Genomic DNA, 12,382 nt, shown 5'->3' on the forward strand with positions numbered 1-12,382 from the left:
TCTGGATGCCACGTTTTCGTCGCTGGCTGCGTTGGCTGCTGGCCCTCTTTGTCGCCTTCTCGCTGGTCGGCGCAATCGCCCTTGGCTCGCTCTATTACGTTGTCTCTTCCAAGCTGCCGGACGTGCAGGCACTGCGCAATGTTGAATTGCAGGAGCCGATGTATGTCTATGATAACGAAGGGAAATTGATGGCGGTATTCGGCGAAACCCGCCGTTACCCGGTGCAGATGAAGGACGTCCCGGAGCGCCTGAAGCAAGCCTTCCTGGCCACCGAAGACGCCCGTTTCTACCAGCACGACGGCATCGATTACAAAGGTATCGCCCGCGCCGTGTGGCTGATCGCGCGCACCGGCTCCAAGGACGGCGTACCCGGCGGATCGACCATCACCCAGCAGGTTGCGCGGCAATTCTTCCTCAGCAGCGAGGTGAGCTACACCCGCAAGTTCGCCGAAATCCTGCTTGCGCGCAAAATCGAGAGCGAGTTGAGCAAAGACGAGATCTTTGAGCTGTATCTCAATAAAAGCTTTTTCGGTAACCGCGCTTACGGTATCGGCGCCGCCGCCGAGTACTACTACGGCAAGAAGCTGGCCGAGCTGGACCTGGACGAAATGGCCTCGCTGGCCGGCATCCCCAAGTTCCCGTCCAGCGGCAACCCCCTGAGCAACCCGGAGCGTGCCCGCCAGCGCCGTGACAACTACGTGCTGCAGCGCATGGCCGATCTGGGCTACGTCACCCAGGCCGAGGCTGATGCAGCCAAGGCCGTGGCCATGCATGCCAGCCCGCATGAGCCACCGGTGCAGGTCTATGCGCCGTATGTGGCCGAACTGGTACGCCAGGAAATGATCGCCAAGTACGGCGGCGACGTGCTCAACAAGGGCTACCACGTCACCACCACCATCAACGGCCAGCTGCAGGATGCCGCCAACACCGCGGTGCGCGACGGCCTCATCACCTACGACCACCGCCACGGCTGGCATGGCGTGGAGCAGCATTTCGACATCTCCGCCGACGCCGACAACACCGCGCTGGCCCGGCATATCGCCGGTATCCCCGCGCAGTCGGGCCTGCAACCGGCGGTGGTTTCGGCCACCCATGCCGATGGCAGCATCACCGTGGTACTGGCCGACCGCAGCGAACTGGTATTGCCGGTGGCCGCAAGCCGCTGGACCAACCGCAGCCCGGCCAAGCTGGTCACCCGCGGCGACATGATCCGCGTGCGCGCAGGCAGCAAGGAAGGCGAATGGCTGATCGACCAGATTCCGCGCGGCCAGAGCGCACTGGTATCGGTGGACGCTGAAAGCGGCGCACTGCGCGCCCTGGTCGGCGGCTTCAGCTTTGCTGGCAACAAGTTCAACCGCGCCACCCAGGCCCGGCGCCAGCCAGGCTCCAGCTTCAAGCCCTTCATCTATGCCGCCGCATTCGACAAGGGCTTCAACCCGGCCTCGATCGTGCTGGATGCGCCGGTGGTGTTCCGTGACCGCCGCGGCAAGACCTGGCAGCCGCAGAACGATGGCGGCGGCTTCCGCGGCCCGATGCGCCTGCGCGAGGCGCTGGTGCAATCACGCAACCTGGTCTCGGTGCGCCTGCTCGACAGCATGGGCGTGGACTATGCGCGCAAGTACATCAGCGAATTCGGCTTCCAGGAGGCCGAGTTGCCGCCGAACCTGTCGATGTCGCTGGGCACCGCCTCGCTGACCCCGTTGTCGGTGGCACGCGGCTACGCCGTGTTCGCCAATGGCGGTTCGCGCGTGGATACCTGGATCATCGACGAGATCAAGGACCGCGACGGCAATGTGATCTTCAAGGAAAACCCGGCCATGGCCTGCCGCGGCTGCGGCGGCACCTCGAGCGCCGGTGCGGCACCCGTCAGCCAGGTGGTGGACGGCTTCAATTTCGGCGCCGAGGCAGCACCGGCACCGGTTGCCGCCAAGCCGGCCGAAGCCAAGCCTGAGACCATCGAAGCACCCAAGCCGGTGAACCCGAACGCCCGTACCGCGCCGCGCGCCATCGATGAACGCACCGCCTACCAGCTGGTGTCGATGATGCGTGACGTGGTCCAGCGCGGCACCGGCACCGCCGCCAAGGTTCTGGGCCGCGAAGACGTGGGTGGCAAGACCGGCTCCACCAACGACCACCGCGACGCCTGGTTCTCCGGCTTCGGTGGCCCGCTGGCAACCACGGTATGGGTTGGCCGCGACGATTTCCGCTCGCTGGGCTACCGCGAATACGGCGGCAAGGCTGCACTGCCGATCTGGATCGACTACATGCGCGTGGCATTGAAGGACGCCCCCATCGCCAAGAACGATCCGCCCTCGGGCATGGTCCAGGCAACGCTCAACGGCGCTACCGAATGGGTCAAGACCGAGGACCTGGACCGCGTGCAGGACTTCGACTTCGGCCAGCAGGACCACGCCACCGACGACGCGGCCTTCGACATCTTCTGATCGATCCGGTTCTGATCGATCCAGCAGGTGGCGGGACGCAAGCCCCGCCACCTGCCTACAATCGGGCCAGCAGCCACCAGGTAGAGCCCGATGCCGTCATCGTCACCGCACTCCCTCCCACGCAATGCCCGCGAACGGCAGCTGATTGCGCAGGAAGCCGCTCGCCTGATCGCCGAAAGCGGCATCCATGATCTTGAACACGCGCGCCGCAAGGCCGCCAGCAAGCTGGGCATCAACAGCGAAGCACTGTGGCCACGGCTGAGTGAGATCGAGCAGGCGCTGCGCGAACACCAGCTGCTGTTTGCTTCTGCCAGCCAACCCGGCGCGCTGCGTGCGCATCGAGAATCCGCACTGCAGGCCATGCAGTTCCTGCAGGCCTTCCAGCCACGCCTGGCAGGCGCAGTATTGAGTGGGCTTGCCGCCGCCGGCAGCCCGGTCATCCTGCATCTGCACTGCGATGACCCCGACGCGGTACAGCGCTTCCTGCACGATCAGCGCATTCCTGCCGAAGCACGCACCTGGTCTTTGCGCCTGGCCGGGCATTCCTCAAGGCAGCTCTACCCGGGCTGTGAATTCGCCGCCGACGGCATCGCCTTCGAACTGGTGGTGCTACCCGAAGATGGCCTGCGGCAGCCACCGGTATCGCCGGATGACGGCAAGCCCCTGCCGCGCGCGACAGTGGCGCAACTCAAGCAGCTGCTGACGCTGGAAGCATAGGCACACCGGTAGTGCCGAGCCATGGTCGGCAGAGGCTTTCCCGGGACGCATGCAGGTGCGGCGCAAGCCGCGAAGCTGGTACTGCGCGCGAAAGGCCCCAAAGCCAACCCCTCCCCAGCCCTCCCCTTGCCTACGGCAAAGGGAGCGGGCGTAGTGCCGAGCCATGCTCGGCAGAGGCCTTACCGGCAAAGCTCCTGCCGAGCATGGCTCGGCACTACAGAGCTAGCAATCTGCGTTTGTGGGAGACAAACACAAACAAAAAGCCCCGCCGAAGCGGGGCTTTTTGCGGTGATGGTAGCGGCGCATTACTGCGCCACGGCCATTACTTGTAGTCGCGCACGTCGTGGCCGGTGTAGACCTGACGCGGACGGCCGATCTTCATTTCCGGATCAACCTGCTGTTCCAGCCAATGCGATACCCAACCCGCGGTACGGCCCAGCGCGAACATGACGGTGAACATCTCGGTCGGGATATTCAGTGCCTTGTAGATGATGCCGCTGTAGAAATCGACGTTCGGGTACAGCTTGCGGGCGACGAAGTACTCGTCCTGCAGCGCAGCCTGTTCCAGCTTGATCGCCACGTCGAGCAGCGGATCCTGCACGCCGAGCTGGCCGAGCACCTGCTTGGTCATCTCGCCGATCACCTTGGCGCGCGGGTCGAAGTTCTTGTACACGCGGTGGCCGAAGCCCATCAGGCGGAAGCCCGAGGTCTTGTCCTTGGCCTTGACCACGGCGGACTCGACGTTGTCGGCCGAACCGATCTCTTCCAGCATCTTCAGCACGGCTTCATTGGCGCCGCCGTGTGCCGGGCCCCACAGCGCGGTCACGCCAGCGGCAACCGAAGCGTACGGGTTGGCGCCGGTGGAACCGACCAGACGCACGGTCGAGGTCGAGGCGTTCTGCTCGTGGTCGGCATGCAGGATGAACAGCAGATCCAGTGCCTTGACCACGTCCTTGTTCAGATCGTACTTGCCGTCGGCCGACTCGAAGGTCTGCTTCAGGAAGCGGCTGACGTAGTCCAGCGAGGTGTCCGGCTTGTTGGCCGGCAGGCCGGCACCGTGACGGTAGATCAGGGCCGACAGGGTCGGCACCTTGGCAATCAGGCGCACGGCAGCCTGGCGGCGCTGTTCGGCGTCGTCCAGATCCAGTGCGGCGTGGTACTTGGCCGACAGCTGCGCGATCGAGGCAGCCAGGATCGCCATCGGATGCGCGTCCTTGGCAAAGCTGCCGATCAGCGTATTGATCGAATCATCGACGCCGGCTTCGGCAGTCAGTTCGGCTTCGAAAGCCTTCAGCTGGTCGGCGCTCGGACGATCGCCATTGATCAGCAGGTAAGCCACTTCGACGAAGCTGGACTTGGCAGCCAACTGCTCGATCGGATAGCCGCGATACAGCAGCACGCCCTTGTCACCATCGATGTAGGTGATGGCCGACTTGCAGCTGGCGGTAGCGGTGTAGCCAGAGTCGTAGGTGAAGAGACCGGTTTCCTTGGTCAGCTTCGAGATATCGACACAGTTATTGCCCAGGACGGGTTTGACGACAGGCAGAACGACCGACTTTTCGCCGGCGTTGAGCGTGACCTGATCAAGATCGGACACAGTGTGCGCTCCTCAAGTGGAAGGCGCCTGTCCTGACGATTGGGGTGCGGGCAGGCGCGTGAAGGAATTCCGCAGTTTTCCACTGCGGTTCCGACGATTATCGCACAGCAGCATTTGCAGATTGCGAAGACAAAAGTCTTATAGGCAAGGATTCAGCGCGACACAGCGTCACGCCGGCACTACCGCCAGATTCTGCAATGGTTCAGCCGTACGACAGGCAAGACAAAACAACGGCCGCGCAGGGCGCGGCCGTTGTCTGTGCAGCAACAACCAGTCCAATCAGCGCGCGTAGCGCTTCTGGAACTTGTCGATGCGGCCGCTGGTATCGATAACCTTGTGCTTGCCCGTGTAGAACGGGTGCGAAGCCGAGGAAATTTCAACCTTGACGAGCGGATACTCTTCGCCGTCTTCCCACTTGACCGTGTCCTTGGAAGACATGGTCGAACGGGTCAGGAACTTGAAATCGGAGGTCACGTCGTGGAAAACGACGTTGTGGTAATCGGGATGGATATCGGCCTTCATGGGGCTCACACCGTATAGGCTGGTGGTCAAGACCGCCATTATAGGCAGGGCTTGCCTCAATTGGCAAGCCAGCCTTCCACCGGGCTGTCTAGCCGGCCGTTACAGGCCCAGCGCCCGCTGCACCTGTGCTTCAAAGCGGGCCTGATCATAGCCGATCAGCAGCGCGGTATTGTCCGGCGCGCCGGTCTGGCGGTTCCAGTCGACGATGGTGGCGCCACGGCTGCGGCTACCCGTCAGTTCGATCGACAGCGGCCGCTGCTCGACCACCTTGCCACCTTCCGGCTGCAGCGCCCAGGCCATCGCCAATGCATCGGCGGCGTACCAACGCTCACCACGGCTGTCTTCCGACCACAGCCGGGTCTTGCGCGAAATCAGTTCGTAGAAGCGCGCCTTGGCGGTATCGGCGGCCAACCACTGCTCGACATCGCGGTGCATCAAACCGTGGGCGATGGTCGCTTCCCAGTCCGCCACTTCGATGAACGGGAAGGTGCTGAACACGATATGCGCCGCTTCCGGATCGAAGGCGATATTGAACTCTGCAGCCGGCGTGATGTTGCCGTGGCCTGTGATCGCGCCGCCCATCACCACAAAGCGTTTCACGCGCTGCGGCAGGCTGGGATCGAGCTTCAGCGCCAACGCGATATTGGTCAGCGGGCCAAGTGCGACGAGCAACAACTCGCCTGCGTATTGATGCGAAAGCCGCAGGATTGCCAATGCCGCGTGCTCGGCTTCCACCTTGCGGGCAGTCAGCGGCAGGTCGACGTCGCCGAAGCCGTCGCGGCCATGCACGTGCGCGGCATCTTCAGCCGGGTACACCAGCGGATCGGCGGTACCGGCGAACACCGGCACGTCTTCGCGACCAGCGACTTCGCACAGCTTCAGTGCATTGCGCACGGTGTATTCCAGGCCGACGTTACCCGCTGCCACGGTCAACGCGACCACCTCGTGCTGCGCATCGGCAAAGGCCATCAGCAGTGCGAGTGCGTCATCCACGCCCGGGTCAGTATCAATCAGCAACGGTATCTTCTTGCTCATCTTCTGCTTCACTTCTGGTTGGTCATGGAGTCTGTCACCTCCTCCATGACAGTGGAAGCATGCAATCAGGCCGATGCGTAGCGCACCGCGCCACCAATCCAGCGACGCACGATCCGGTCAGCAAGATCCGGCGCATCGCTGAGCAGGCGTTCGGCCAAGTCGTGCACAGTTGGCAGCAAGCCGGCATCACGCGCCAGATCGGCGACCCGGAACGCCGCCAGACCGGTCTGGCGGGTGCCCAGCAGTTCGCCGGGACCGCGCAGCTCCAGGTCCTTCTCCGCGATCAGGAAGCCATCGTTGGTGAGCCGCATGGTCTCCAGGCGTTCACGCGCCATCGCCGACAGCGGCGCCTGGTACATCAACACGCAGCTGGAGGCCGTGGCACCGCGACCAACACGGCCGCGCAGCTGATGCAGCTGGGCCAAGCCCAGGCGCTCGGCGTTCTCGATGATCATCAACGACGCGTTGGGCACGTCGACGCCGACTTCAATCACCGTGGTAGCGACCAGCAGATCGGTTTCGGCCTGCTTGAATGCGCGCATTGCCGCCTGCTTTTCGGCAGCCTTCATGCGCCCATGGACCAGCCCGATGCGCAACTCCGGCAACTGCGCCGACAATGTTTCAAAGGTGGTCTGCGCGGCCTGCGCGTCCATGCGTGCATTGCCCGGCCCCGCATCTTCCTCACTTTCCTCGATCAGCGTGCATACCCAATACACCTGCCGTCCTTGCTGGCAGGCCACGCGGATGCGCTCGACCAGTTCAGGGCGTCGTTCGGCGCTGATGGCGATGGTCTGTACCGGCGTACGTCCTGGCGGCAGTTCGTCGATGGCCGATACATCCAGATCCGAATACGACGCCATCGCCAAGGTGCGCGGGATGGGCGTGGCGGTCATCACCAGTTGATGAGGTACCACCCCGGCCGTTGCCCCCTTGTCACGCAATGCCAGGCGTTGGTGCACGCCGAAGCGATGCTGTTCATCGACGATGGCCAGGGCCAGATCGTTGAACACCACGCTGTCCTGCATCAGTGCATGGGTGCCGACCACTACCTGTGCATGGCCGCTGGCCACGTCTTCAAGCACCTTGGCGCGGGCCTTGCCGGTGACCTTGCCGGCCAGCCATGCCACGCGTACGTCCAATGGCTCCAGCCAGCTGCGTAGATTGTTCAGATGCTGCTCGGCCAACAGCTCGGTCGGCGCCGCCAACGCCACCTGCTTGCCACGCTCCACCGCCAACATCGCCGCCAACGCCGCGACCACGGTCTTGCCCGAGCCCACGTCGCCCTGAACCAGCCGCAACATGGGATGTGCGCGTGCCAGGTCCTTGCGGATCTCATCGAATACCCGCTGCTGCGCACCGGTCAGCTTGAACGGCAGCGACTCACGCAAGGCCTTGACCAGTCCATCGCGGCCGCGCAGCGCAGGCGCGCGATGCTGCTGCAACGCGATGCGTTGCCGGCGCAGGCTCAGGTGATGGGCCAGCAGTTCCTCCATCGCCAGCCGCCGCTGCGCCGGGTGTGTGCCCGCGCCCAAGGCAGCGATATCCGCATCGGCCGGCGGCCGGTGCATGGTCAGCAAGGCATCGCGCAGTGACGGCAGGCCCATGCCGGCAAGGAAGGCCGGCGGCAACAATTCCAGCGCGGCGGCAGCGGGCAGGCGGTCCAACGCCTGCCCGATCAGCTTGCGCAGGCTCGCCGGGCCAATCCCCTCCACCGCCGGGTACACCGGGTCCAGCAGTTCGCCCAGCAGCGCATCTTCGCCATCACCGAGCATGTGGTAGCTGGGATGCACGATCTCCAGACCCTGCTGGCCCGCACGCGGCGTGCCATAGGCGCGTAGCCTCCGGCCGACCGCGAACTGCGCCACCTGCGCAGCGCGGAAATGGAAGAAGCGCAGTACCAGGGTCGCGCCGGAATCGTCGCTGATCGCCACCCGCAGCACCGGCCGGTAGCGGAAGCCGCGCTCCACCGCTTCCACCCTGCCCTCCACCTGCGCGGCCATGCCCGCTTTCAGCGCGCGGATAGGCAGCAGCGTGGTGCGGTCTTCGTAACGCAGCGGCAGGTGCAGCCACAGGTCCTGCAAGGTGCTCAGGCCACGGGTTTCCAGCTTGGCTGCCACCCGTGGCCCGACCCCGGCCAGATGGCTCAGTGGTTCGGTGGATAGATCGAGGGTGGCGAGGTCACGGCGTGCAGACATTGCGTAAGGATGCCGTCATGCGCCGCAAACAGAAACCCCGGCGTGGTTGGACGCCGGGGTTTCCTACTCCCCAACTGCTGATTTGCTGTGTCGATTGGCGCCTTGGTGCTGACTGCTGTACGTGGCGCGCAGGCCCTCACCCCCAACCCCTCTCCCGCAGGCGGGAGAGGGGAGCCCTTTGCGCAGGTAACATTTTTAGAACTTCACTGTCATCTCCAACCCGTAAGTGCGCGGGTCGGTGATGGTTGCGCCGACTACGCCCAGCGGGTCGTGGCCATAGGTGTTCAGGCCGCGCACGTACTGCTTGTCGAATACGTTGTTGGCGTACACCGCCCAGTTCCAATGCTTCAGCGGTGAAGTCCAGCCGACCCGCACGTCGGTGCGCTGCTGTGATTCACCGATGTTGAGCACCTTGCTAATGCCGCAATCCCCCTGCAGATCGGAGCCTGCGTTGCAGCGGGTGGCGCCACGGTAGGCGTGACGCAGCGAGAAGCGCAGCTGACCGTTGCCGCCCAGGTCAGCGAGGTATACCGCGCCGGCCGATGCGCTGAAGCGCGGTTCACCGGTCGGCGCCCCGTCCAGGTCAACACCTTCCGGCGTCACGTAGTTCTTGTACTTGGAATCTATCCATTCCGCCGCCGCATCCAGGGTGAGGCCGTCGGTGACCTTCCAGCGCATGTCGAAGTCCACGCCCGTGGCCTCCAGATCGCTGGTGTCGAAGACATAGACGGGGATATCGACCGGATTGTTGGGGTCCGGGTCGATCAGGCGGATCGCCTGGCGGTTGTCGTACTGGTAATGGAACACGGAGACGTTATAGGAGAAGCGCTCGAAGCTCTGCTTCAGGCCGATTTCCAGATTCCACACGTCTTCATTTTCGAACGCAGGGCCGATCTGCAGCGCGTTGAAGCCACCAGCCTTGTAGCCCTTGGCCAGCGAGCCGAACACCATGGTGTCGTCATTGAGGTGGTAGTCGACGACGAAACGCGGGCTCCAGTCACTCCAGCTCTTCTTGTCGCGCACCAGCTTGCCCTTGTTGGCCATGGCCGGCGGATCAATGAAGGCCATGTCGAAGGTCAGCAGTTCGCGGGTGATCGGGATACCCATCTGCGCCAGCGCCTGGAAGAAGCCCACCGCCTCCAGCGTGCCCAGCTTGGCCTCCAGCCCCGGCGCATTGCGTGGCGTATTGAGCCAGCTGAAATCCTTCTCGTCGCGGGTGTAACGCAGGCCGAAGGTCAGATTGAGGCGGTCGGTGGCCTTCCAGATGACGTCGCCGAAAGCGGCGTAGGACGTGGTGTCCAGCGTGTTGTTGAAGCGCTCGTTCCACTTTTCGCCAACCAGCGAAATCGGAATGCCGTTCATCTGCGCCAGCATCGAGGTGAAGTTGAACAGGCTGCCATCGGGTATGCCCAGCTGATACGCCACCCCCATGTTGCGGATGATGTTGTCCACCGCCTCGGTATTGGTATTGACCTCGCTGGTCTGCCGCGCGTCCTCGTTGAAGTAGCTGACGCCGGCCACCCAGTCGAAGCGCTCATTGCTGCCGGAGAACTTGAACTCCTGGTAGAAGGTTTCGTTGTTCTCGGTATTCTTCGAGTCCACGTACAGGTCGAAGCGGTTGGTACCGTCTTCCTCGGTGTGGTTGGTGGAGTCGTACTGGCGCCAGGAGCTGGTGGAGGTGAAGTTGCCCCACGACAAGGCGTGATCGACGATCAGGCTGACGCCGTCGAAGGTGCGCCATTCGGCGTTGTCGGCATCGCTATAGGTCTTGATCTTGCGCGGGTCGAGATAGTCGTCCGGGTCCACCGGCACAGGCGGCCGCTGCGGATACGCCGGCAACGGCACAATGCCGGTGGTGACGCGGCCGTTCTGGTCCAGGCTTTCGTGGTCCCAGCTGACATAGGCGGTGGTGTTGTCGCCGAAGCGGGTCTGCCAGGCCGCGCGCGTGGCCCAGACATTCTCGCCGCCCAGGTCCTTGCCGGTGGCACCGTCCTGGAACCAGCCATCACTGGTGTTGATCAAGGCATTGAAGCGCAGCGCGGAATTGTCGCCGGTGGGGATGTTCCACATCGCATCGGCGTACTTCTTGCCGTAGTTGCCCACGCGCACCGTGGCGCGCGCTTCGGTTTCGGATTGCGGTCGGCGGGTGATCAGCGAGATCGCGCCGGCGGCGGTATTGCGGCCGAACAAGGTGCCCTGCGGGCCCTTCAGCACTTCGATGCGCTCCACATCGACGAACGGCAGCAGCACGCCACCACCGCGCCCACCGTAGACGCCATCGACGAAGATGCCCACCGCCGGATCGGTACCAATGCCGAAATCATCGGTTTCAACACCGCGCAGCTTGAATGAGGGCTGGGTTGGCTGCACCGCGCTGATCACCAGCCCGGGCACCAGACTGTCGATATCGCCCAGGTTCTCCGCCGCCACGTCATTGAGCAGGTTCTGGTCGACCACCTGCAGGGCGATCGGCACATCCTGTATTTCCTGCTGCCGGCTCTGCGCGGTGACGGTGATGCGGTCAAGCGTGGTGGCAGCATCCTCCGTCGCCGACTGGGCCATTGCCGGGGCCGTTGCCCCCAATACCATCAGCCCGGCCATGGCCCGCTGCAAACCGACTACCAGATTCCGTTGCTTCACTCGCATCGCGTTCTCTCCCACGCAGTGAGGTATACCGGCGTCAGACCGCCGGCGGGCCCGTATTGCCCGGCTGGCCTTCGCCCGCCGTATCGCAGTTTGTCCGCAGCGCGTTGATCCATTGCCGGATCAGCACCACGCCCTCCTTGTGCACGACCGCGCGCCCCACCTCCGGCATCATCACCGCCGGGTCATCGCTGTCCATGCGGTAGGCGATGATCGAAGCGTCGGCATCACCGGGCTGGATGTCATACAGGCGGTTGCCGGTGCCCTTGCCAGCGGCAATGGGCTGCTTGCACATGCCCAGCCGCAAGTGATCCTGGGTGGGCGCATCCAGCCACAGGCCGGAGGTGATGGCCGGACCGGTGCGGCTGTGGCAGTGCCCGCAGTTCACATCCAGATAGGCGCGTGCACGTGCCTCCAGCGGCGCCGCCGGATCGCTGGCATCGGCCATGCGCGGCAGCTGGTCCGGCGCTGGCAGGTCTTTCAGATAGCCGAGTTTTGCCAGATGCGCGAGCTGGTTGTCGCGGCCGCCGGCATAGTCGAAATCGCGATTGAGATGACGGGCCTTGGGGCCTATCGGCAGCAGCTTGCGCGAGCGGTTGTCGGTGATATGGCAGCCGCCACATTGGTTCTGATCCGGCACCTGGTAGGACAGCGCTTCGCGTGCGCCATCGGCGGCCACCAGTTCCAGATCAACACTGGCACCGGTGCGTTGCAGGTGGGCCTCGGTCTGCGCCTTGTTCCACACATAGGGCAAGGCCACCCAGCCTTCCTTGCGGTGGACCAGCAGCCGCGTCTCGATCAGGCGCACCTTGGACAGGTCCAGGGTTTCGCCCTGCAGCACCGATTGCGCTGGTGGCGTACGCGCCACCGATTTGCCGTCGGCCGCGCCAGCCGCGGGCAGCGGGTAATAGAAGGTCTTGCTGAGGATGGTGCCGACCGGGAAATCAAACGCATGCTCGGGCTGGTAACCCGCCGCTTGCCCCTTGGGCATCCACAGCGTGCGCAGCTTGTGCGCGTAATCACTGAACAGCGGTGTGTTCAGGTCGTACGGCACCACGCCGTCATTGAGTGACAGGCGGCCATCGCTCACACGCAGCACATGCCACTCATCCAGCGTCGCAGGCTGCCCCTGCTCGAAAAAATGCACACCTTCCGGCTTGCCGCACCCGGCCAGCACCAGCAAGGCAGCCACCAACACCATCCCCCGCACCATCAGCTTGCGCATGCCC

Annotated in this window: 8 protein-coding genes; 2 read left to right on the top strand and 6 right to left on the bottom strand. The window is 64.1% G+C overall.

All coding sequences use genetic code 11. The features are described from left to right. Positions 1-5: 5 nt before the first annotated feature. Positions 6-2,444: a penicillin-binding protein 1A gene (locus tag ABB27_RS12285; RefSeq protein WP_057629034.1), complete on the top strand. Its 2,439-nt coding sequence runs from the start codon at positions 6-8 to the stop codon at positions 2,442-2,444. Positions 2,445-2,534: 90 nt separating this feature from the next. Then, positions 2,535-3,161: a hypothetical protein gene (locus tag ABB27_RS12290; protein ID WP_057629036.1), complete on the top strand. Its 627-nt coding sequence runs from the start codon at positions 2,535-2,537 to the stop codon at positions 3,159-3,161. A gap of 322 nt (positions 3,162-3,483) precedes the next feature. Here the strand turns inward: ABB27_RS12290 and ABB27_RS12295 are convergent, their stop codons facing one another. From ABB27_RS12295 to ABB27_RS12320, 6 genes are all read right to left on the bottom strand, one after another. Further along, positions 3,484-4,758 (bottom strand): citrate synthase, encoded by a 1,275-nt coding sequence (locus ABB27_RS12295; RefSeq protein WP_057629038.1) that lies wholly within the window; start codon positions 4,756-4,758, stop codon positions 3,484-3,486. 279 nt (positions 4,759-5,037) lie between these two features. After that, positions 5,038-5,280 (bottom strand): type B 50S ribosomal protein L31, encoded by a 243-nt coding sequence (locus tag ABB27_RS12300; protein WP_057629116.1) that lies wholly within the window; start codon positions 5,278-5,280, stop codon positions 5,038-5,040. Between the two features lie 99 nt (positions 5,281-5,379). Beyond that, the gene (locus tag ABB27_RS12305) at positions 5,380-6,315 is read right to left on the bottom strand and encodes a nucleoside hydrolase (protein WP_057629118.1); all 936 of its coding nucleotides are present in this window, start codon (positions 6,313-6,315) and stop codon (positions 5,380-5,382) included. A 65-nt stretch (positions 6,316-6,380) separates the two neighbouring features. After that, on the bottom strand, positions 6,381-8,510 hold the full coding sequence (recG, locus tag ABB27_RS12310; protein ID WP_057629040.1) for an ATP-dependent DNA helicase RecG: 2,130 nt from the start codon (positions 8,508-8,510) through the stop codon (positions 6,381-6,383). 195 nt (positions 8,511-8,705) lie between these two features. Continuing rightward, positions 8,706-11,111, bottom strand: coding sequence for a TonB-dependent receptor (locus ABB27_RS12315; protein WP_057629041.1), 2,406 nt, complete (start codon positions 11,109-11,111; stop codon positions 8,706-8,708). Positions 11,112-11,190: 79 nt separating this feature from the next. After that, positions 11,191-12,378 carry an SO2930 family diheme c-type cytochrome gene (locus tag ABB27_RS12320; RefSeq protein ID WP_057629043.1) on the bottom strand — a complete coding sequence of 396 codons (1,188 nt, stop codon included), beginning with the start codon at positions 12,376-12,378 and terminating at the stop codon, positions 11,191-11,193. Between the last annotated feature and the right edge of the window lie 4 nt (positions 12,379-12,382).

This window comes from Stenotrophomonas terrae (genome assembly GCF_001431465.1).
Classification (GTDB): Bacteria; Pseudomonadota; Gammaproteobacteria; order Xanthomonadales; family Xanthomonadaceae; genus Stenotrophomonas; species Stenotrophomonas terrae.

Excerpts from the sequence above, each read along its gene's own strand:
- ABB27_RS12285 (WP_057629034.1), top strand. The coding sequence starts at position 6 with ATGCCACGTTTTCGTCGCTGGCTGCGTTGGCTGCTGGCCCTCTTTGTC.
- ABB27_RS12315 (WP_057629041.1), bottom strand. The coding sequence starts at position 11,111 with ATGGCCGGGCTGATGGTATTGGGGGCAACGGCCCCGGCAATGGCCCAG.
- ABB27_RS12305 (WP_057629118.1), bottom strand. The coding sequence starts at position 6,315 with ATGAGCAAGAAGATACCGTTGCTGATTGATACTGACCCGGGCGTGGAT.
- recG (WP_057629040.1), bottom strand. The coding sequence starts at position 8,510 with ATGTCTGCACGCCGTGACCTCGCCACCCTCGATCTATCCACCGAACCA.
- ABB27_RS12320 (WP_057629043.1), bottom strand. The coding sequence starts at position 12,378 with ATGCGCAAGCTGATGGTGCGGGGGATGGTGTTGGTGGCTGCCTTGCTG.
- ABB27_RS12300 (WP_057629116.1), bottom strand. The coding sequence starts at position 5,280 with ATGAAGGCCGATATCCATCCCGATTACCACAACGTCGTTTTCCACGAC.
- ABB27_RS12290 (WP_057629036.1), top strand. The coding sequence starts at position 2,535 with ATGCCGTCATCGTCACCGCACTCCCTCCCACGCAATGCCCGCGAACGG.